Raw genomic sequence first — 23,124 nt, 5'->3', positions numbered from 1 at the left:
GCTATTACTTTTAATTTAGGATAAAAGCTTTATTAATTGTCTTACTACAAAAGTTGGCTCCCTTGTCTTTAAAGTTAGTTTTTAATTTAAACACTGTCCTATATGAGAGAGTCTTGTTGCTGTTAACGTAGTTACGACCCAGGAGGCTAGCTGATAGCTAATAGCTGTTTGCGCAGCATTCCGCAAGAAATGCTTACGTCAGAAATTAGAGTAGAATTTTGCACGAGTGACGGATAAATATGTAGGTTTAATGTTTCTATAAAATATCTGATTTTGTGTGGTGTAATTATTGATGGATTTAAATCCTTCACTAATTACACCACTTTTTCCAGATGGTGAAGTGAAGTTGAATATTAATATATTTTCCTTGTTCCTTACTCTTAGTTAAGCGTTCGGTAAAATTCGTAAAATGTTCTACTTAATCGACTCCAAAAATTTTTTTAATTCTAACTTCTGACTATTAAATTTTTTCTTGTATCTTCCCTCTTCCTTATTCCTAATTCTGGAGTAATTATCAAAAAGAATGGAAAAAAGAAAAGTTGGAAATTTATGCCTAGAGGTGGCTCAGTTTTATCAGATAACTGACCTATCTCTATCATTATTTCCTTTCTTTTCTCTTCCTAATTCTGGAGTAATTATCAAAAAGAATGGAAAAAAGAAAAGTTGGAAATTTATGCCTAGAGGTGGCTCAGTTTTATCAGATAACTGACCTATCTCTATCATTATTTCCTTTCTTTTCTCTTCCTAATTCTGGAGTAATTATCAAAAAGAATGGAAAAAAGGAAAGCTGGAAATTTATGTTTAGAGGTAGCTGTGTCTCATCCGATAACTGACCTATCTCTTATCATTATTTCCCTTCTTCTCTCTTCCTGATTCTGGAATAATTATCAAAAAGAATGGAAAAAAAGAAAAGCTGGAAATTTCTGATTAGAAGTACTAGAAGTAGCTGTATCTCATCCGAAAACTGACCTATCTCTATTATTATTTTCCTGAACCTTTTTTCCTTTCTTCCCTCTTCCTTCTTCCTTCTTCCCTCTTCCTTACCTTAGAGACTGTTTGTAAAATAAGTATTAAGAGAACATGCGAGTGACTAAAATCTAAAAGCGGTAATACTTCAAGAGATTGAAATTTGGTAGGTAGAGAAGTATTCAGTACATATATTCCTAGATTTTTAAGCGACAAATATTTGTCTTGATTTCTTCCTCCTTATTCCCTATTCCCTATTCCCTATTCCCTGTTCCCTGTTCCCTGTTCCCTGTTCCCTGTTCCCTATCTCCTTTTTATATTTCCTTTACAAACAATCTCTTAATTAAAATGCAAGAATTATTAATCGCCATATTTAACGGTATAAGTATTGGTTCAGTCTTATTAATTGTCGCTCTAGGATTAGCCATTATTTTTGGATTAATGGGAGTAATTAACTTAGCTCATGGTGAATTAATGATGTTAGGTGCTTATACTACTTTCGTAGTTCAAAATATTTGTAATGGCATGGGTAAACCTATTTCTAATATTTATATTTTTTTCGCCATTCCTATTGCCTTTATAGTCGTAGCGATCGCTGGTTTGATTTTAGAAAAAGGGGTAATACGTTTTCTTTATGGCAGACCTTTAGAAACTCTACTAGCAACTTGGGGAGTTAGTCTGATTTTGCGTCAATTTGTTCGGAGTGTAAATGGGGTATTAACTATCGGCATCATAATTTTTTGTATCTTCTATTTTGGCAGTATTTACTTCCTCAAAAAACGTCGTTATGATTGGGAAAAAATCAAAAATTTAGCAATAGTAATTATTTGTTTCTTGTCTTTAGCAATCGCTACTAATTTGGGATTTTTATTGACAAATCCTGCCTTAACAAAACCTTGGTTTAGTTCTAGAAATGTTGATGTTACTGCCCCTGTTTGGTTACAAGGTGGATTACCTCTTGGTGAGTTTCAATTACCATATTCTCGGATTTTTATAATTATCTTAACTGCTATAAGTTTGCTAGGAATTTACTTATTTTTGAATAAATCAAATTGGGGTTTAAGAATTAAAGCTGTTACTCAAAATAGAAGTATGAGTGCTTGTTTAGGTATCCCAACAGATCGGGTTGATACTATTACATTTTCTTTGGGTTCGGGATTGGCTGGAATTGCTGGTTGTGCAATTACGTTATTAGGTTCAGTCGGTCCGAATACAGGACAAAGTTATATAGTAGATGCTTTTATGGTGGTTGTAGTTGGTGGAGTAGGGAATTTATTTGGTACTGTTATTGCTGCAATGGGGATTGGCATTACTAATTATTTGATTGGTTCAGGAACTATCGCTTTAATTTTGGGAAATACGGAAAGTCTCAAACCTTTGACTGACTTATTCAATTTCTTTGCAACTACTTCTATGGCAAAAGTAATGATATTTGTTTTAATTATTGTTTTTTTACAACTTAAACCAGCAGGTTTATTTCCGCAAAAAGGTCGAGGAGTGGAATTATAAAGTCAAAAGTTAACAGTTAACAGTTAAAAGTTAAAAGTTAAAAATTAACAGTAGTCTCTAAATACCAATGCCAAACTGCTAAGAAAAAATGATTGATTCAGAAAAAAAAGCTGACCAATACTATTGCGTATAGAGCAATAGCTGATTCATTTCCTGAAGCATCCAGCCAGAGGAGATGAATAATAAAAATTTCCTACTATTGCGTATAGAGCAATAATTAAATTCATTCTCTGAAGCACCCAGCCAGAGGAGATGAATAATAAAAGAAACAAGAAACAGGGCGATCGCTCCATAATTCCAAGAGAAAAATTAAAACCAATAAATCAATTATTTTTCGGAAAATTCTTCTGGGAAGACTGACGCATTTTTTCAATAACTTCGGGATATTTATCCAAATCTTCTAATGATTTTAAAAGTGGATAAACTACTCTATCTTTCCTTTCATTTACTTTATCAACATAAGCATAAAAAGCTTCATCATCATCTCGATGAGATAAAACATAACTTTTTAACTCTTAATAAGTCATAGTTTTAAAATCATGTTTTTTATTCATTGGTTCCATTCGACCTTAGGTTGAATTTCAATCTCAATATTAGACTTCTTGCAGAAGTCAAGAAACAGGGAACAGGGAATAGGAAATAGGGGGACAAAATAGTTTATTTCATATCTTAAATTGATTTAATTAAAACTTTTGGGTGGTGGTGCATAGTAATGGTAGAGAAAGTGTGGGGAGTGTGGGAATAAATTAAAAAAAATATACATATTCACCATTACTATGCAGGACTACCAACTTTTGCAAGAGGTCTATTTTTCCCAATTAACATCAATGTATTCTTACTATTATCATCTAATATTATTAAGTTAATTGGTAAATAAAATTTTGTTCCCCAACAAGATAGGATCTAACATTGTAAGAGTTGTGCTTGTGTAGGAATAATTTGTTCCTCCAAACGTTGAACAAATAATATTAATTATCAGGAGTTATGCACCCAAATAATAAACCCGGTTTATTTGCTTGATTATTTTTTAAATCACGAAATTTCGTCGATAAACCCGGTTTCTGCGTATAAGACAAAAAGAGTGATCGCCTGCCAAAATAGTAAACTGTTTCAGCTAAAATAATGCTACTGACTATTATACCAATTACTAAAAGTAATGCTGTGCTTGAGCTATATTTCAAAAGTTAAATATTTACCAAGATTTCCAGTCTCTCCGTGACAATTTAAGTTCAGTTAATATATATTCTTCCTACTTTTACCTCTCCCCACACCTCCCACAGTCCCCACACTTCCCCACCTAATTAAATATAGTATTCTTTTTGGGAAATAGTATTAGACATCTCCAATAATCAAAAATAAAATCAATTATCCGACTCTTATTTATCAATTTTATCCCCTACTCCGTACTTCCTAAAATCAATTATCCGACTCTTATTCATCAAAAATTCCCTCCTACTCCCTATGTGTTTATAAATATCTCCTTACTATCATCGAATTTGGTATAATACCAATTTTATAAATGTTTGCTACAAATATTAATACTGTTTCTAGTAGTCAATAGTCAGTAGTCAGTAGTCAGTAGAAGTAGTTATTATTATCATTTTTTGCCCTCAAACAATCTATTTGAACAAATATGCATCTGACTTCAACTATTTTAGTTGACTAAACTATTGGTAACATTCTTTTTTCAAATTGGTATAAGATGAAACAGTCTACTAGAAATTTTGTACTAAATTAGCTGTGTCAGTCTACTACTCCCTATTTTCCATTCCTTAATTTTATGATTAAAAATAAACATCAGAAATTATTAACTAAAATCGGCATAATAGCAGTAATAACTTTAATATTTTCCATCGTAATGCCATTAACTTTACCCGGGTTTAGATTAAAATTATTAGGGCGTTTTCTCTCCCTAGCAATTGTGGCTTTAGGTATAGATTTAATCTGGGGTTATACTGGTTTATTAAGCTTGGGTCATGGCATATTTTTTGCACTAGGAGGTTATGGTTTAGCAATGCACCTGAAATTACAATTGCCAGAAGGAGAATTACCAGAATTTTTTACTCTTTATGGTGTAGAAAAACTTCCTCTATTTTGGCAACCTTTTCACTCTTTTCCTATCACAATTTTAGCAATTATATTTGTTCCAGCTATGACCGCAGCGATTCTCGGATATCTAGTGTTTAAAAATCGAATTAAAGGAGTTTACTTTTCTATTCTTACTCAAGCAGCTTTACTGGTATTTTTTAACTTCTTCAACGGTCAGCAAAAATTAATTAATGGTACAAATGGTTTGAAAACAGATACGGAAAATTTTTTCGGTATTTTAGCAGGTTCAGAACCATCACAATTAATATTTTATGAAGTAACAATTTTTAGCGTTATTGTTATTTATTTAATTTGTCGTTGGTTAACCTGTGGCAGATTTGGTCGTCTATTAATTGCTATTAGAGATGATGAAACTAGGGTCAGATTTTCTGGATATAATCCCACCGAATTTAAAGTTTTAGTATTTGCTATTTCCGGGGCGATCGCTGGAATTTCTGGAGCGTTATATACAGTTCAAAGTGGCATTGTTACCCCTAGTTATATGGAAGTAGCTTTTTCAATTGAAATGGTTATTTGGGTAGGGGTAGGGGGTAGAGGAACTTTAGTCGGTGCAATTATTGGTACGTTATTAGTTAATTTCGGACGAACTTTTTTAAGCGAACAATTTCCCCAAATATGGTTATTTTTTCAAGGAGCATTATTTTTATTAGTTGTGACAATATTACCTAATGGAATTGTTGGTTGGTGGCAAGAATATGGTTGGTTGAAGTTGCGATCGCTCCTTGGTTACTCTCACCCACTTATGACCTATCCTAATATAGATGAAAATCCAGAAGTTCAGCTAGAAAAAGAAAAACTGGAAAAACTAGAAAAATAAAAATTAGGTTTATATGAGGTGAAAAATAAGTGGTAGATAAAATTTTAGAAATTCAAAATTTAACTGTTAGTTTTGATGATTTTAAGGCTCTGAATAACCTCAATTTTACGATGGATATTGGTGAATTACGAGTTATTATAGGTCCGAATGGAGCTGGAAAGACTACTTTTTTAGATGTGATTACTGGCAAAGTTCAACCAACAACAGGAAAAGTTTTATTTAGAGGTAAGAATTTAATTAAAATTCCTGAAGATAAGATAGCTTGTATGGGTATTGGGCGTAAGTTTCAAACACCAAGGGTATATCTGAATTTAACTGTTAGAGAAAATTTAGATTTAGTTATTAATCGCCAGAAAGGAGTAATTGCTACTTTATTTCGTAAAGTTCCTGTAGCAGAGATTAGAAGTGTGGCTGGTTTATTAGAAACCATAGGTTTAGTTGGAAAAGCAGATATTAAGGCTGCTTTTTTATCTCATGGTGAAAAACAACGTTTAGAAATAGGGATGTTAGTTGCTCAATCTCCTGAGTTATTGTTAATAGATGAACCTGTAGCTGGTTTGACTGATGAAGAAACAAAAAATATTGGTTCTATTTTGTTAAATTTGGCTGCTAGTCATTCAATTATTGTGATTGAACATGATATGGAATTTGTGCGTCAAATAGCCAAAAAAGTAACTGTTTTACATCAAGGTTCTGTACTTTGTGAGGGAAATATGAATGAGGTACAGCATGATCCCAGAGTTATAGAGGTTTATTTAGGTTGAGAAACTTCTGGTAGAAGTAAGGAAGAAGGAAGAAGGAATAAGGTTTGAACCTACATTCCGCACGATAAAATGTAATATTCAATTAGGAGTCAGGAGTCAGAATTCAGGAGTCAGAATTTAGGAGAAAGTCATAGTAGTCAACAGTTAAGCAAGTATTTATGCTTAAAATTTTCCGGAAAATTTGACTCAGGAGAAAGTTAAATAGAGATATTTATAGAGTATGAATACTTACCCAACCACTGCTTTTCATGCTAATCTTGATACTACAAATTGAAGTGCGGAATGTGGGTTTGAAAGGAATAAGAACTTAAAAGAGGGGTAGATATTTTTCGACTTACACAAACAATACAAATGGATATGATATAATTAGTTATTGTAGGTCTGCAGCAACTCGAACTCCTTGAAGGAAGCAATTTCAGGGGTGGCGCTAGATTATTTCATATCGTTGCAATGACGACTTTTCAGCAGGATTATACTACTTTGAAAAAAGAATGCTACAAAAAAGTGCATCTTGAGCAGAGATGTTTAACTAGCTATCAGCTAAAAGCATTTCCGTACCGGAATGCTCCGCAAACAGCTAGCCTCCTGGGTCGGAACTTCGGCCTTCAGCTTTTAGCGACAGCGGCTCTGGTTAAAATTACCTGCTACCCTGCATAGGCAGGATTGTATTATCGGGGTTGAAATCCCCTTAATCGCTGATTATAGCGGTTTTCCAAAATGTTGACTACAAAACTTCTGCCCTCTGTCTCCCTTTTGCCTTCTTCTGCCTTTAAGCCAAAATTTCTGTATTCTATGTTAATGAAAACTACTATAAAAATCATCTGGCTGAGTCCTAACCGCTTTTTTAAAAAGAGTTGCTCCTATTCATTTTAGACAGCTATTTCTATCATTGTTCCCTTTTTTTTTCAAAATTTACTCCTTTTCTGCCTAGATAACTAAATTATTCTTCCTCCTTCTTCCTTAAACTCAAATAAAAAATAAAAAAAAATAAGGTAGTCCTTTGATGATTGTGATTTAGGGTAGAGGTAGGGAACACTTAACACTTAACACTTAACAGAAATTATCTTAAATTCTTAGTTTCAAAGAAATAGTATTTCCTTGACTACTTGACTTTTTTTAATATATCACTACTTGTATACCACTACCAAAAATAAAAACTATAGCAATCCGTGCATGGGTTGCGGGTAATCAAAAAGTAGATAAAAAAACTGAAATTCCCACCAGTTAAGTGTTCCCTAAAAGCAGTAAGATTTTTATACACAAATATACAGGGGATTGCTATATGAATTTTGATATCCAGGATAAAACTGATAAAAATCAGCTTAATTATACCACCCTACAAATATCTAATCTAAATGTATTTTATGGAGAAAGTCATATTCTGCGGGATGTAGATTTAAGTGTAAAACGAGGAGAAATGGTATGTTTAATTGGTAGAAATGGAGTCGGAAAAACAACATTATTAAAAACAGTAATGGGATTACTAAAACCACGGAAAGGAACAATTAACTTATGGGGTAAAGCGATCGCTAACCTCAGAACAGACCAACGTGCTCGTCTAGGTATTGGTTATGTACCCCAAGGTAGAGAAATTATACCTAGATTGACAGTAAAAGAAAATTTATTGTTAGGTTTAGAAGCAAGAAAAGAAGGTAGAAAAGGAAAAAGTGAAATACCTGAAGAAATATTCGAGTTATTTCCTACTCTGAAAACAATGTTATTTAGAATGGGAGGAAACTTGAGTGGAGGTCAACAACAACAACTAGCGATCGCTCGTGCTTTGATGGGTAAACCAAATTTACTTTTATTAGATGAACCAACAGAAGGTATTCAACCCTCTATCATTTTAGAGATAGAAACTGCACTCAGAAATATTATTGAAAGTAGGGGTATTTCTGTTCTTTTGGTAGAACAACATCTCCATTTTGTAAGCAAAGCAGACCGATATTATGCAATGCAAAAAGGAGGAATTGTTGCGTCAGGAAATACCACAGACCTAACTCAAGAGATAATCCAAAAATTTTTAGCAGTTTAAGTTAGATAGGTTTTTCATTCTAAATCTGTTGTGGAAGGAAGGCAGAAGACTTTTCTCCATTATGACTTTTATATACTAATAGACTTCTCCAAAAATAAAAAATAAAATCAATTATCCTACAGAAATTATCAATTATTTCCCCCTCCATACCTATTCCCTCTTTTGTGGAGATGTCTAATGATGCTACCAGACTTGATATTGTACTAAATCAGGTTTAGACAGAAGGTTTATTATGAAGGTAAGAAGGTTTATTATGAAGGTAAGGCAGAAGGTATAGGGGCTTGTAACTGTTGGCTAAAATCTGGTATTATCTATAAAAATCTGGGATTATCTGTTTATGCTACTTGGATTCAAAACTGAATTACACCCAAATAAACAGCAAAAAACATTACTGGCTAAACACGCAGGTGTAGCTCGTCACGCCTGGAATTGGGGATTATGGTTAACTAGAAATATCCTTAGTCACAATTCCAATAATCCTGATGGTAAACTATTTTTTCCTACTGCAATCGATCTGCATAAACTTTTAGTAGCAATGGTTAAACCGAATAACTATTGGTACTATGAAGTTTCTAAGTGCGCTCCTCAATATGCTTTGAGGTATTTATCAGACGCTTGGAAACGAAGATTCAGCAAAGTGTCAGGTCAACCTAAATTCAAGAAAAAAGGTAGAGATGATAGTTTTACTTTAGATGGTTCGATATCAGTAGGTTTTAACCGTATAAAATTACCCCGGATTGGGTGGATTAAAACATACGAAATACTTCCTGATAATGTTACTCCTAAGTCTGTAACTATTAGTAGGGCATCAGGTCGTTGGTTTATAAGCTTTAAAGTAGAAACCATACCTCAAATTACTGAGAAGTCAGTCGATGTAGTTGGCGTAGATTTAGGAGTAAAAACTTTAGCAACATTATCAACTGGTGAAGTTTTTGTTGGTGCGAAGTCTTACCGAAAGCTTGAAGCAAAGCTCTCTCGGTTGCAATATTTAAACCGACATAAAACTAAGTTTTCGTCTAATTGGAAGAAAGCACAACTCAAAATAGCTCAATTACACAACACAATAGCTAATATCAGAAAGGATACATTACATAAATTAACCACTTATTTGGCTAAAAACCACAGCCAAATAGTAATAGAAGACCTTAATATATCAGGAATGATGGCCAATCATAAGTTAGCCAAGGCTGTTGCTGATATGGGTTTTTACGAGTTTCGTAGACAGCTAGAATACAAGTGTAAATTATATGGTTCTGAGTTAATCATTGTTGATAGATGGTTTCCCAGTTCTAAAACCTGTAGTAGGTGTGGAACTGTAAAAGAGTCTCTGTTGTTATCAGAGCGCGTTTTCAACTGCGAACACTGCAATTTTAGTTGTGATAGAGACTTGAATGCAGCATTAAATTTAGCTATGGCGGGCAGTTCGCCCGTATCAGCTTGTGGACTGGATAACGCCGACGTTGCCAGGTTGAAGCAAGAATAGAACAGGTTATTTATAGAAAATCATAGATTTATATAGATAATCATAGGTTTCTAAGAACGGTTAGAGAGCAATTTGAGAAAGTAGCTTTTGACAACCATAACCAGATTTTGTATTACTTCTGCGCGACTCCCCGACTTACAGCAGTTTCGGAGTTGATGAGGTACACAATTTTAGGACTTTAGGGAACTCGGAATGGAGTTAAAGAATATATAGTCTGGCAAGTGAGCGATAAAACTACGTTCCGCCATTTAGATAAATTTTGACTTTTGATTTTTGAGTTCCTTAAAACAATAACAATATAGAAGTCATTTGGTATATTTGTCCGCGATTAAATTTTTGAGGTACGAGTCGGCAGTGGAATAGAGGCAATACAGGAAAAAGATTGAAAAATGCTCCACCAGAAATATTGTCATCTTGTGAAGCTCCCATAAATACTTGTTTTTCCCTCATCAAATCTTTCCATCCATCGCTCCTGAGTGGAAAATCACCAACATTTTCATTTTGTGAAGCTCCAGAAAAAAATTCCCCTGTAAGTTGTCGGTTGCATCCTCAGAATTTTTGTGATATGATAAAAATTAGGTCGATTAACTTGCCCATATACATGATTTTTTATTCAACTAAAAATTTTATATTTTCTCAGGGATAGAACTCCGTTCCGCTTCGCGACATGAAAGGCGGATCCTAGCGGCAGCTATAACGCGAATGTTGTAGAAAGGAAAATCAATGTAAAAGATACACTTAGGGGTTCCATAGCAGTCGAAGCAAAAGGGGCGGAGATTACTAAATGCTGTTTGCGGAGCATTTTTGTAGGAAAAACTAAGTCAGAGATGACTTTTGACTTCTAACCTCTGACTTCCTAACCAATGGTTAGTCTGTAGTGAAAGGTACTATAATCTACCACAAATATTATATATAGATGTGGAGGGGAATCTAGGTGACTAAAATCCATTCAACCGATGCCACTCCTGAATATAGGTGGCAACAGAATATAAAAAATCAAATTAACAGTAGTAAATGTAATTCTAATTTACTTCAACGTTTTACAGTAACCATAACTTTGCTTACCCTAACTGTTGGATGTATACCCACTCAAAAGTTTCAACACAAAATATCTCCCACTTTAGAGAAAAATCATATCTCAATTAATAACTGCGATTTAACTTTAGACAAAGAAAATAACCCCCAAATTTCTCTCGTTTCTCAAAATTCCAATTCTACTCAATGCGCTTCTATTGACCCTTTTAGTCAGGCAGTTAGGTTTGCTACAAAAGCCGCAAATTTAGCTCAATCTGCTAGAACTAAACAACAGTGGGATAGAGTAGCACAAGAGTGGGTACAGGCAGTAGCTTGGATGCAAGCGGTACCGCCAGAAAACCCCAGACGTGCTTTTGCTGAGAAAAAGGTTGCTGAGTATATGAGAAACCTAGCTTATTCTCAACAACAAGCTGCTTCTGCTCCGTCTCAGTTTAACCCTGTTTCCTTTAATAGTGATATTCTCGATACCCAATTAGAACTTTATCTGTCTTACATTGCCACTGTCGGTGCGCCAGATGTTTTAATTGTCGGAAGTTCCCGTGCTTTATATGGGGTTGCCCCCCAACAACTACAAGAATATTTGATGGCTAAAGGTTATCCTCGGTTAAACATATTTAACTTTGGTATTAATGGCGCTACTGCTCAAGTAGTAGACTTTCAACTACGACAACTTTTAAGCTCCAAGCAACTGCCAAAATTAATTATTTGGGCAGATGGAGTACGAGCATTTAATAGTGGGCGAGTAGATCGAACCTATAATTCAATTGTTGCTTCTGAGGGTAAAAGACTACTACTTTCTGGCATTCGCCCCCAGTTACCTAAAGCGAAATCTAACTTAGCTTCTACCTGTTATCAGTTTCCCAAACCTTTGAATGTATTTTCACCCACTCCTAATTTTCCCTGGGAGACATCGGTGGGGGAGACAATAGAGATTAACTATAACGCTATTAAACCAACTAAGTATGCAAAATATTCCTATAAACCCCTATGGCAAACTTCCTCAAACTCAACCCCCAATACCCAATACTCTACTCAACCTGTACAAGCAGTAGCGATCGCCAATGCTGCTGATGCTATTGACGCTAATGGGTTTTTGTCAGTAGATGAGCAGTTTAACCCTTCCTATTATTATCAGAGAAAACCTTATGTGGCAGGAATTTACGATGGCGACTATGCTGGTTTTTATCTTGGGGGTACTCAGGCGACAGCTTTAAATTCTGTGATGAATTTTACTAAATCTCGAAATATTCCTTTAGTTTTTGTTAATTTACCTCTATCTGATAGTTATTTAGACTCTGTACGTTGGTCTGCTGAAGAAGAATTTCATGGATGGATGCAACGTCGCGCTCAAGAGAATGGTTTTAAGTTCCTGAATTTTAATTTATATCAACCCCAACTAGCAAAGAATAAATATTTCTTCGACCCCAGTCATCTTAACCGTTATGGTGCTGGTGCTGTAGCTCGTTATCTTGCTGCTAGTGCTGGAATTTCTTGGCCACGTTAAAAGGAAGTCAGAAGTCAGAAGTTAGAAGTCAGAAGTTAAATTTATAATTCATGTAGTGGCGTGAATAGGTCTCCAGTATCATATTCGACTGGGGACTAATTTTTGCTGTTTAAGTTCCAGAAATTAATTAATTCTTTCTCATATAAAATCCGGATAATTACTATAGCCTACGTCATTGCGACTGGAACGGAGTGGAAGGAAGCAATCTCCGCGCATCCCTGAGATTGCTTCCTTCCGTCGCAATGACGACTGTTCAACCGGATTCTATATCATATCAAATCCGGATGATTAGTTATTATAGTCATTGCGACTGGAACGGAGTGGAAAGAAGCAATCTCAGGGGTTGTGCGAAGTTGCTTCATATCGTCGCTGCGGACAACTTTTCAAGCAGATTTTATATCAAACTTTTGTGGGTATGTTTCATGGAACGTCCCTACTCAAGTTAATATGTAATATTATGTCCGGATAATGAGTGATAAAAAAGTTTTTGTTTGTAGTAGGGCTTTAGCCCCTCAAATTTCTCAGGCTAAAGCCCTACTACAAGCTTTAATTATAACTATTCAACCGGACATGATATAAATTGATAATTTTCTGAGTATTTTAATTATGACTCAATCAAATGATGGTGGAACAGTTGAACAGATTGTTAATACAGTGATGGGGGTGAAAACTGAAGATAAAAACCAGTCTCTAGACAGACAAATAGTTTCTACAAAAGAGCTAGATTTAAAGGCACTTTCTATTTATAAATTAGGAACTATCCTGCAAATAGGAATAATTATTATCGCTTTTTGGGGAATGGAAAAATTGGTGATTTTAGTTAATAATTACTCTTCTTTTCCCAGTTGGTTAAGCACAGTATTTGCCGGATTACTGTTCACATTATTGAGTATTCGCTCGCGAATTTTTTCTCCATTAGACAATACCCGTACTAGCAAAACTTATGATAGTATTATCAGACCAAAATGGGCACCTCCACCTTTAGCTTTTCCCATAGTTTGGATGACAATTGCAGTTTTACGAGTAATTTCTTCTCTATTAATTTGGCAGCAAATGAACCAACAATTTTTAGTGCTTCCTTTAATAGCTTTTGCAGTACATCTTGCTTTAGGAGATACTTGGAATACTATCTTTACTGTGGAACGGAGATTAGGTGCTGCTGTTCCTGTTGTTATTTTCGGTCCTTGGTTATCTGCCTTAATAGTTACTATATTTTACTGGCAAACTAATCCTATAGCTGGAATAATTTTAGCTCCTTCTTGTGTGTGGTTAACTGTAGCTGTTGTATTAGTATTTAGAATTTGGCAATTGAACGGCAAAGAACCATTATATCCACTAAAATTAACAGTTAGCTAAAATATACAATTGTAGGGTTTTTTTGACAAAACTCCTACTTAAATCCAACCTAAATTTATTATACCATTTAATATATGTTATACCAAATCTCAAAAGTATTACTAAATCTTCTTGAGAGGAGGGAGTAGGGAGTAGAGTTGAAAGACATAATATATATTTACTTAATGTCTATAATCCTTAGATTTACTACCACGAATAAATTTTGTAGCAATATTACAAAAGCCAATAAAACCATCTCAACTTTATCAAATATTGTTGGGTATTTTTCAGAAACAACCCATTAAGTTAACAAAAAAAAATCCGAACGATAAAACTATAGAAATTCCTAAATTAGCCGAGGAACTACCTTTGCAAATTTTATTAGCAGAAGATAATAGAGTTAACCAAAAAGTTGCCATCAATATTTTAAAAACATTAGGTTATTTGGCAGATATTGCTGCAAATGGCTTAGAAGTTTTAGACGCTTTGAAACTTCGGAAATATGATATTATCCTGATGGATATGCAAATGCCATAAATGGATGGTTTGGCAGCAACAATGAAAATTTATCAGCAATTTTACCCGCAGAAATACCTTATATTATTGCAGTAACTGCTAATGCCATGGAAAGCGATCGAAAGTTATGTTTTGATGTCGGAATGAATGATTATTTAAGTAAACCTATCCGGATTCAAGAGTTGATTGAAGTATTACGAAAATATCAGGGTCCAATGAAAGATATGTAATTATATAATAGTTAATTAAGTAGTTGTGCTTTTAGGAATTTCCTAGTTGAGAGAGGGAACACTTAACTGGGAACAGGGAACAGGAAATCTATAGGATGTGTAATTAATTTTGCATAGGAATTTATATGGATGATTTAAGTTGTATTTGTAATTTTCCGGGCATAGTAATATGAGTTATGTACTACTTAAAAAAGCAGCAGCTCAATGGCTGAAAACTCAAACTAAAAAATTGGAAAAACCTAGGCAGTCTCTAGAGAAATTATCCGATATAATTAAATAATATATTATCAAGGCAAATTAGAATTAAAGAGGTAGAGATAGTACAAAAAAATTCTTAGATTTTTTTCAACTTAGGAAAAGTTTTAGTCAGGACTTACGCAAAAGATCGAATCATACACCATCTGTAGGGGCGATTCGCGAATCGCCCCTACAAGATATGGTGGTTCTGCGTAAGTCCTGTTAGTAAAAAAATAAGAATGGGAAGAGGCGATCGCTTGTTTCCGCAAAGCAATTAAGTTAACTCACGACTGGGAAGAAGTAAAAAAATCTTTGGCAGATGAGGAAAATTAACTTCAGGATAAAATATATTATATCATGTCCGGTAGCATCATTTGTGTATAAAATTAAGGTCAAAATGGGCAAAAAACCTTCTGCCTTCCTTTCACCAAAATATAACTATTCAAGCGGACATGATATTACCAGGATTTATTCTGGATTTAACATTGATTTGGTACGAAAAAAGTTATTGATTTATTCAAGAATAATAAAATCATCTTCAAAACCCTTGAAATAAATTTAAGGGTTTTGAATTTTCGCTATAAAAAACATCAAAGTACCGTTAATATCTCCTCAATTTATTTGATTTTTCTGTTCTCTTATTAAGATTTCCGGATTTTGTTTAAAGTTACTGTTTGATAGTAATAGGAAATAAAAAATAGAGACGATGTCAAAAAATTCAACATTTTTTTCCCCACCCACACAACCACAAACAATAAATATTAAGCAAGCAAAAAATTTTTTCGGTTTAGGAAAAGTTTTAGCGAAACAAGAAGAATGGTCTGAAGCGATCGCTGCTTACCAAAAAGCAATTAAGTTAGCTCCCGACTGGGAAGAGGTAAAACAGCATTTGGCAGATGTAGAAAATCAGCTTCAGCAGAAAATAGCGAATGGTGAACAGCAGGAAGAAGCTACTGAGAAGTTAAGAATGGCAGGGAAATTGGGGAAAATATTAGCTACACAAAGGAAGTCAGATTTAGAAAAAATTGCTGCTAGTAACACAATTAAAGTAGATTCAAATTTGGCAGATGATTACCATTTTCAAGGTGATGATTTGGTAGAAAAGGGAGAGAAAGAAGAGGCAATAAAGGTTTATAGAAAAGCCGTTGAAATTCAACCAGAATCATGGGAATTGCATCATAAATTAGCTAATTTATTGCAGGAAAGAGAGGAGCTAGAAGATGCTGTTGCTGCTTATAATAAATCAATAGAATTAAAGCCTGATTTTTCTTGGTCTTATAATAATTTGGGAGATGTTTTAGTTAAGTTAGAAAACTGGGAAGAAGCAGTTGTTGCTTATCGTCGGGCTGTTGAGTTGAATCCTGATTTTCCTTGGGGTTATTATAAATTGGGAGATGTTTTAGTTAAGTTGGAAGATGCGGAAGAGGCGGTTAAGGCATATCGTCAGGCAGTGGCCATAAATCCTCAAGCCCCATGGTATCTTTACAAGTTGGGGTCACTGTTGCACCAACAGGGTCAGTTTCAGGAAGCAGTGGGTTATTTACGTCAGGCGGTTAATATGAAAACTGATGTGCCTGAGTTTTGTCTTAATTTGGGAGCAGCATTGGTGAAGTTAGGAAAATGGTCAGAGGCACAGGATTACCTTGAATTGGCGATTCAGTCTCCCTCAAATTCTCTCCCTACTTCTGAAAAGCTACATAAAAAATTAGATGCAACCTCTCTATTGAATACCCATCTAGCAGAAGCTTATTATTATTTGGGGGCAGTTAAATCAGGGCAACAGCAATGGTCAGAGGCAGTGGAATATTATCGCCAGAGTTTGAAGATTAATTCCAATAGGGGTGAGTGTTGTTTGAGTTTAGCTGAGGCTTTAGGTAAATTGGGGCAATGGTCAGAGGCAGTGGAGTATTATCGCCAGGCGGTGCTTTTTTCTGGTGAATCTGGTGAGGTTATCTTCCTTTTGGGGCAGGCTTTGGGGGAGTTGCAACAGTGCTTAAAAGATTCCCAAGGAGAAATTCCTACCCATCAAAAAGCAGTTACTAAATATCCGAAAATTACCTTATTCACTCCTTATTACCAAGCAAAAGACTTAGAAAGGCAAAATGAATTTATTTATTGTCTGAAAAAAAATATACAATGCCCTGAGATTGAAAAAATTGTTTTGATGGTAGATGATAATCATAGGCCAGAATTAGAACATCCCAAGATTGAAATTGTCAAAATAACTTCCAGAGCGACTTATCTTGATTGGGTAGAATTAACGGAGAAAAAGTGTCGCGGTCGAATTTCAATACTTGCTAACACTGATATCTATTTTGATGAATCAGTTGCTCGGATCGGGGAAATATTTTCTGCTGACCCTCAAGCGTTTGTGGCTCTGAGTCGTTATGAAACAAAAAGTAATAAGCAAATACTGCATGAAAATCCTCATTGGTCACAAGATGTTTGGGCTGTGCTTGGGGAATATAATTTTAATGAATATTTCAAGAATGATTTGAGAATTCCCTTGGGAGTACCTGGCTGTGATAATAAAATTGCTTACTTATTTGCAGTTCATGGTGCTCAGGTTTATAATCCTTGTCATCATATTAAAACAGTACACTTTCAGGAAAGCGGATTAAGAGCTTATGATAAAACTCGTGGTACTATTCTGGGTGCTACAGCATGGGTTTACCCGAATGTCGCGATCAATGAACCATCTAAATTGGAAATAGAATTGTGGACTCTAAATTCATCCCATCTGACTGGAGTAACAATTAATGAAAAAGGAAACTCAGAAAAAGCTATGGTCTTCCGCGCTCCTAATTTCAGCGCAGATAACCAAAAGACCATTGAGGAAAAAAATCCACAACTACCACAGAAGGTGAAATTAGAGAAAGAGGAATTAGAGAAAGAGGAACTAATAGAAAAAGCGAGCGCTTCCAATGTAAAACCAGAAGATGTAGAATCGTGCGAGCAATCTGCTACTTCTCAGGATAATGGTAAACTGGCAGTTGCATCCTATTCGGATGAAAAAATTGATGTACCAGATATCAATCAAGATTTCATCAATACCCCAAAAATAAAGCCATTACAGAAGACTTCTAATTTAGTGTGTGGAAAGTATAATACTTATCCAGATCTAACAGGAAAAAGGCAGGCGGAAGGAGGGCTAAGATTATCTCGCGGTAGTAAAGGTGGCACTCCAGAAGAGCCTCTCGTGTCAATTATTACTGCTGTTTATAATAACTCAACTACCTTTGAGCGTTGCATTAATTCTGTAATCAATCAAAAATATTCTAATATTGAGTATATTGTCATTGATGGGGGTAGTGATCGACCTACTCTAGATTTGATTAGCAAGTACAGCGACAAAATTGATTATTTTGTTTCTGAACCAGACGGTGGAATTTATAATGCCATGAATAGGGGATTAGAGCTAGCTCGTGGGAATTATATTACCGTTTTAAATTCTGATGACTGGTATGCTCCTGATTTTGTCAGTTTGTCGGTTAAAATGGCACTAGAAAAAGGCTCGTCAGTTGTATACACTTATTGCAATCACGGCGATAGTCAATGGGTAACACCAGGAATGAATGAAGGTATTTTCCTGGGTCATCTTAACATTAATCATGCTTCTTTTCTGGTTCATCGAGATTGTTACAACAGGATTGGCAAATACTCTGAAAAATATCGAATTGTCAGCGATATGCTATGGAAGCGGGAAGCATATCAAAATGGCGAACAGTTTGACCTAGTAACAGAGTTTTTGTTTAACTTCTCTCATGGCGGACTTTCTTCTGGTAGTAATGCCAAGAGAAAAGAATTGATGTTTTCTGAGATTATCGAAAGCACTAGGGAAGTATTTGAATTTCTAGATCCACAAGAAGCGGAGGATATATATAAACTTCGATTCGATCCAAAGAAAATCTCAAATATGCTGGCGATCGCTAAAAAATACTCCCAGGAAGAATTTTTTCTTCGGTGTCTTGGTAAATATATTGATTACTGTTTCAAATACCGAGATGGTTTTCGACTATCCCACACAGAATCAAATAACCTATTCCCGATTTTTATTGAAGTTTCTGACCTCCTATCTATCCCGAAATCATCCATCAGAATAAATACAAGATATGGTGATTTTTCCCAAATTATTGAGTCTATTGATGCTGCAGTGGCTAAGAAAAAACAAACTAATGGAAAAGTAATTCTTCATTACGTTTTTAATTTTTCCACGCCTTCTGAAACTTTCATTTACGATTTGCTGACTCGTCTAGAAAAAGAGACTGTATTTGACAATTACATACTATTTGACAATAAATTTCTAGCCCAAGAAAGACCATATGAAAAAAGCTTACATATTCATTGGGCAGGGTTTCGAGAAGAAGTAAGAGTAGAATTATATAAGTATATCTTTAAAAAGATTAATCCAGATGTTATAATTGCGCACTTTGCTGTAAATGAATGGAAACTCAGACAACGGATAGAGCCTCTTGGTATTTCAGTGCCAGCTATAAGCATGACTCATGGCGTTGATGTTTTTTCAATCAGTGAAAAACCAGAGTATAAAAAATACTTACTCGAAGATTTTTGCCAACGTGAAAATACATTCTTTACAACAGTTTCTAATTATCTAAGAAGTGAATTAGAAAGTCATGGAATTCCCAATAATAAGATTGCAGTGATTCCCAATACAGTCCACGACCGCTTCTTTGCCTATAGGAAAGAATCCAATTATTTCAAGAAAGACCGCACACTAAATCTTTTGAATATTGGTAGATTGATAGATTGGAAAGGTCATCTTTATTTGTTAGAGGGACTCAAGTACTTTAGAGATAACTGTTATAAAGATGTACATTTAACAATTGTTTATGGTAAAGGTGAAGACTATTATAAACAAACAGTCGCCGAAATTGAAAAATTAAATCTAGCTGCACAGGTTTCCCTAATTCCATTTGTTGATTTCTCAAAACAGCCAGAATTTTTCCAGTCTTTCGATATATACATACAATCTTCAACGTACTCTAAAGATAAACTCAAGAAGTCTGAAACATTTGGAGTAGCAATTTTAGAAGCAATTTCTGCTGGTTTACCAGTTATTAGTAGTGATGCTGGTGGTTTACCAGAGGTTATAGGAGGCCAAAACAAGTTTGCGAAAATAGTTCCCCATGGAGACGGAATTGCTATAGGAAAAGCATTGCAAGAATTTTTTGAAAAGGGAGAATGCTTTGCTGATAACAGTAAATATGCCAAAGAAAGACTATCATTTTTCTCAAACAAAAAGCAATCTATTTCATTGGCAAAAGAAATTATCAAGGTAACTCAGTCTAAATTAAATGCAGCATTGTTTTCTTCTGCAACAGTACAAGGTGCTGGTTATGCAGCTTTTCGAGTGCATAAAGGCTTGAGGTTCACAAGTATTAATCCTACCATGTATACAAAAGGTGGAAATCATCGAAAGTATCCCAATGTAAAAGTTGTAGATAACCCTACTCCAAATGTAAATTCATGGAATGCTTGGAATCTCTTGCAACAATCCTCACTTAGTAAACCAGAATTTACCATCTTTAGTCTTAATCATCCATTTCTTACTTCTACGCAACTCGCATCAATGGTTGAAAAAGCTGATGTGATTTCTTTACATTGGGCAGCACGTTTCTTGTCTATAGAAAATATTGCTCAATTAAGCAGGATAGGTAAGCCATTATTAATGACTATCCGTGATATGCACCCACTTACAGGAGGTTGTCATTATTTTCATGGTTGTAACGAATGGCAAAATGAGTGTGGAAATTGTCCCCAACTTGTTGATACATTTGATGATTATCCTCGCAAGATATTGAATGCCAAAAGGCGTTATTACAATTTTGATAATATAACTATTGTCACGATCAGTAAACATACAGCAGAAATTATTAAAAGGGTGCCTTACTTCAATCAATGTAGAATTGAGGTGATAATTAATTCAATTGAAACAGATGTATTTAAACCTCATAATAAGCTTGAAGCACGCAAAGCTTTTGGATTGCCTCTTGACAGAAAAATAATAGGTTATGTACCTTCATTTTCTAGTACAGTTAAAGGATATAAAGAGGTAATTACTGCTTTTGAAATAATGATGCAAAAATACAAAGACTTAAATCCATTTGTGATGCTTTTAGGTAATGAAACACCAGCTAATAAGGCGATTAAATTTGACAATAAGAGTATTGGTTATATTAATGATAATCAAAAGCTTGCAGTTGCATATTCCGCTGCTGACGTTGTAATTGTGCCTTCTTTGGAAGAAACTTTTTCTAATACTACAGCAGAATCAATTTCCTGCGGAACTCCAGTAGTCGGTTTTAAAACAGGAGCTATTCCTGACATGGCTCAAGATGGAGTTACTGGTTATACTGTTGAGATCGGAGATGTAGAAGGTTTAGCAGAAGGTATTTACAAGACTTTGATCGGAAAAGATATGTCTCAAAATTGCCGGAAATATGCACAAAAAAATCTCAGCTTTATGATTCAAGCGAGGCGATATGAGGAACTTTTTTATGAGCTGTATACATATAACAAAATGCCCAAAGTATCAAATAGTAAATATTTTCCATCTTATTTTACTGAAACAACACCAACCATTATGAATCTTCTAGTATCTCAATTATTGAACAAATAAAGTTTGTTTTGTCGCTCAAAATCACTAAATAAAATTAGTTAATTAGAACTTACTATGCCAAAAAGAACTTACGATCATTTTCACTTGAAATTAAATGGTGTTGATTTTGTTTACACCTATATAAGAAAAAATGCTTGCAGTAGTTTTAAAAAAATTTTTGCTGCGAAGTCTCCTATGAAAAAGTATTTAAACAATTGTCAGACAATTCATCGTTTTATGGTGAAATACCACAAAATAAACCTTGTAGAAGAAATAGACAGATTTGAAAATAGAATAGCAATTATTAGAGACCCATATTCACGAGTTGTATCAGCCTACCTAAATCAGTTTATTCAGAATTTTGGCAAACAACAAAGGTCTGATATGTATAATTCTATCAAGGATAATATAGATATTTCACCTCATTTATTAACTTTCCGGGCATTTCTGTCAGAGTATTTAACAAAAATAGATTATGACAACCTTGATTGTCATTTTTGGTCTCAGAAAGAACATTTAGCTCCTGTTAAGTATAATCATCTTTGGTTGCTTGATGATTTGTATGAAAATGCAAAACATCTTTTTGATAAGAAAGTTGCCGATCAATTTTTTAGCAAAAAAGTAAATGCTACATCATTGTTCAAAAAATATGATGATGATGCTGCTGACTTACCTGCATATAAAATTCATGATAGATTTGTCAAAGAAGGTAGTTTACCAAGTGTCTCTGCCTTCTTAGTTGATGACTTAGATGCAGTTATTAATGAACTTTATGTCGATGATTTTAAGTTGTTTGATGATCTCAAATGTTAAAGCCATAAGAAGTCAAATACGATTTTCCCGAAAAGCTATAGATCGGAAGTATTTATCTAAATAATCTCTAATTGCTACCAAATAAAATGTGAATAAGGTGATTGAAATTGAATATGAACATAGTAACTTGCCCAATTTGTAATGGTCAAACATTTAAACATTTAACTGGACGTCCTTATTATATGTGTTTGAGTTGTAGATCGCTAGAACGTACTAGAGTGATTTATATGACTATGGTGAAACTGGGAATTCCTCGTACTAACGACTGTATCCTACATTTTGCTCCTGAAAAGTGTTTAATTAACTTGTTTAGTGAAAGTCACGGTGAAAAGTATGAAGTTTGTGATTTGTTTCCTGAAAAATACAAAAATTCCAAAAAGACAGTTAGGCGTTTGGATATTTGTGAAGATTTATACTCTATGCCTTCAGATCAATGGGATTTAATATTGCATAACCACGTACTTGAACATCTTTTCTGTTCTGTCAAAGGTGTTTTACGCGGTTTTGATCGGATTTTAAAACCAGGAGGGACTATGCTTTTTACAATTCCTGTTAGTTCAAAACAAAGAACTACTACTGAAAACTTAAATCCATATTTGTCTGATGAAGAACGTTCAAAAAAGTTTGGGCAGAAAGACCATGTGCGTATCTTCGGAGGTGACGTTATAGATTTAATTCAGCAAGCTTTGGGCGTAGATTGTTTAGTACCTGTAAAATCTTTATTTACACAAAAAGAATTGAATATGGCTGGGGTCCAATGGAGAGCAGAAAAAGAACCCCATGGACAATCTATTTTTTTATATAGAAAAAACTAAGCACCTACACAGAATTGATTTCCTACTCTAATTCTCTAGAACCCTTGCAGTAAAAAGGTTTCAATTTGGAAAAATGTGTAATTAATTTTGTGTACCTGCTTATAGAAATAATTAAAGTCAAGAAGAATGAAAAAGTAGTCCTGATTCATTGTTAAGAAAGGGAACAGGGAACAGGGAGCAGGAGGTCAATAAGTTCCTATGCAAAATGAATGAAAAAATATTCGATTTAGTATTTCAAGCCTCCTATTTAGTATAAATCTGTTTTTAGTCAACAGTTAATCACCTCGTAGGTTTGTCTTCATGTCAAACCAAACAAAGCTTGTAGTGTGGCCATCCT

Annotated in this window: 15 protein-coding genes and 1 pseudogene; 13 read left to right on the top strand and 3 right to left on the bottom strand. The window is 34.5% G+C overall.

All coding sequences use genetic code 11. The annotated features are described in order from the left end of the window. Nucleotides 1-523: 523 nt before the first annotated feature. Both ACP6PM_RS20590 and ACP6PM_RS20585 read left to right on the top strand, forming a co-directional pair. Nucleotides 524-709, top strand: coding sequence for a hypothetical protein (locus ACP6PM_RS20590; protein WP_426587896.1), 186 nt, complete (start codon nucleotides 524-526; stop codon nucleotides 707-709). A 605-nt stretch (nucleotides 710-1,314) separates the two neighbouring features. After that, nucleotides 1,315-2,475, top strand: coding sequence for an ABC transporter permease subunit (locus ACP6PM_RS20585; RefSeq protein WP_426587894.1), 1,161 nt, complete (start codon nucleotides 1,315-1,317; stop codon nucleotides 2,473-2,475). A 323-nt stretch (nucleotides 2,476-2,798) separates the two neighbouring features. Here the strand turns inward: ACP6PM_RS20585 and ACP6PM_RS20580 are convergent. Both ACP6PM_RS20580 and ACP6PM_RS20575 read right to left on the bottom strand, forming a co-directional pair. Next, nucleotides 2,799-2,930, bottom strand: a pseudogene (locus ACP6PM_RS20580) (DUF6887 family protein); the annotation flags it as partial. Nucleotides 2,931-3,249: 319 nt separating this feature from the next. After that, the gene (locus tag ACP6PM_RS20575; protein ID WP_426588004.1) at nucleotides 3,250-3,378 is read right to left on the bottom strand and encodes a hypothetical protein; all 129 of its coding nucleotides are present in this window, start codon (nucleotides 3,376-3,378) and stop codon (nucleotides 3,250-3,252) included. Nucleotides 3,379-4,255: 877 nt separating this feature from the next. On the opposite strand from ACP6PM_RS20575, the gene urtC reads away from it, so the two are divergent. The 4 genes from urtC to ACP6PM_RS20555 all read left to right on the top strand — a co-directional run bounded on the left by urtC (nucleotide 4,256) and on the right by ACP6PM_RS20555 (nucleotide 9,683). After that, complete coding sequence (gene urtC, locus ACP6PM_RS20570; RefSeq protein ID WP_426587892.1) at nucleotides 4,256-5,401, top strand: urea ABC transporter permease subunit UrtC; 1,146 nt, start codon at nucleotides 4,256-4,258, stop codon at nucleotides 5,399-5,401. 29 nt (nucleotides 5,402-5,430) lie between these two features. After that, the gene (gene urtD, locus ACP6PM_RS20565) at nucleotides 5,431-6,165 is read left to right on the top strand and encodes an urea ABC transporter ATP-binding protein UrtD (RefSeq protein WP_426587890.1); all 735 of its coding nucleotides are present in this window, start codon (nucleotides 5,431-5,433) and stop codon (nucleotides 6,163-6,165) included. Between the two features lie 1,282 nt (nucleotides 6,166-7,447). Continuing rightward, complete coding sequence (gene urtE, locus ACP6PM_RS20560) at nucleotides 7,448-8,200, top strand: urea ABC transporter ATP-binding subunit UrtE (RefSeq protein WP_426587888.1); 753 nt, start codon at nucleotides 7,448-7,450, stop codon at nucleotides 8,198-8,200. A 337-nt stretch (nucleotides 8,201-8,537) separates the two neighbouring features. After that, complete coding sequence (locus ACP6PM_RS20555) at nucleotides 8,538-9,683, top strand: RNA-guided endonuclease InsQ/TnpB family protein (RefSeq protein WP_426587886.1); 1,146 nt, start codon at nucleotides 8,538-8,540, stop codon at nucleotides 9,681-9,683. A 282-nt stretch (nucleotides 9,684-9,965) separates the two neighbouring features. Here ACP6PM_RS20555 and ACP6PM_RS20550 read toward each other — a convergent pair whose 3' ends face one another. Continuing rightward, nucleotides 9,966-10,133: a hypothetical protein gene (locus ACP6PM_RS20550; protein WP_426587884.1), complete on the bottom strand. Its 168-nt coding sequence runs from the start codon at nucleotides 10,131-10,133 to the stop codon at nucleotides 9,966-9,968. A 484-nt stretch (nucleotides 10,134-10,617) separates the two neighbouring features. On the opposite strand from ACP6PM_RS20550, the gene ACP6PM_RS20545 reads away from it, so the two are divergent. From ACP6PM_RS20545 to ACP6PM_RS20515, 7 genes are all read left to right on the top strand, one after another. Next, nucleotides 10,618-12,222 (top strand): hypothetical protein, encoded by a 1,605-nt coding sequence (locus ACP6PM_RS20545; RefSeq protein WP_426587882.1) that lies wholly within the window; start codon nucleotides 10,618-10,620, stop codon nucleotides 12,220-12,222. 606 nt (nucleotides 12,223-12,828) lie between these two features. Then, the gene (locus tag ACP6PM_RS20540; RefSeq protein ID WP_426587880.1) at nucleotides 12,829-13,578 is read left to right on the top strand and encodes a TspO/MBR family protein; all 750 of its coding nucleotides are present in this window, start codon (nucleotides 12,829-12,831) and stop codon (nucleotides 13,576-13,578) included. 252 nt (nucleotides 13,579-13,830) lie between these two features. After that, nucleotides 13,831-14,094, top strand: coding sequence for a response regulator (locus ACP6PM_RS20535; RefSeq protein WP_426587878.1), 264 nt, complete (start codon nucleotides 13,831-13,833; stop codon nucleotides 14,092-14,094). Continuing rightward, nucleotides 14,091-14,303: a response regulator gene (locus tag ACP6PM_RS20530; protein WP_426588002.1), complete on the top strand. Its 213-nt coding sequence runs from the start codon at nucleotides 14,091-14,093 to the stop codon at nucleotides 14,301-14,303. The genes ACP6PM_RS20535 and ACP6PM_RS20530 overlap by 4 nt, the downstream gene beginning before the upstream one ends. A 943-nt stretch (nucleotides 14,304-15,246) precedes the next feature. After that, nucleotides 15,247-21,180 (top strand): tetratricopeptide repeat protein, encoded by a 5,934-nt coding sequence (locus ACP6PM_RS20525; RefSeq protein ID WP_426587876.1) that lies wholly within the window; start codon nucleotides 15,247-15,249, stop codon nucleotides 21,178-21,180. A gap of 54 nt (nucleotides 21,181-21,234) precedes the next feature. Continuing rightward, a complete protein-coding gene (locus ACP6PM_RS20520) occupies nucleotides 21,235-21,972 on the top strand; it encodes a sulfotransferase family 2 domain-containing protein (protein WP_426587874.1) in 738 nt (245 codons plus the stop codon). 233 nt (nucleotides 21,973-22,205) lie between these two features. Further along, entirely contained in the window at nucleotides 22,206-22,787 is a 582-nt protein-coding gene (locus ACP6PM_RS20515) for a class I SAM-dependent methyltransferase (protein ID WP_426587872.1), read from the top strand. The last annotated feature ends 337 nt before the right edge of the window (nucleotides 22,788-23,124 follow it).

The sequence above is a fragment of the Dapis brunnea BLCC-M229 genome (assembly GCF_050015995.1).
Taxonomy (GTDB): Bacteria; Cyanobacteriota; Cyanobacteriia; order Cyanobacteriales; family Microcoleaceae; genus Trichodesmium.
The sequence above is the reverse complement of the archived record's forward strand: the minus strand, read 5'-3'. Positions and strand labels throughout refer to the sequence as shown.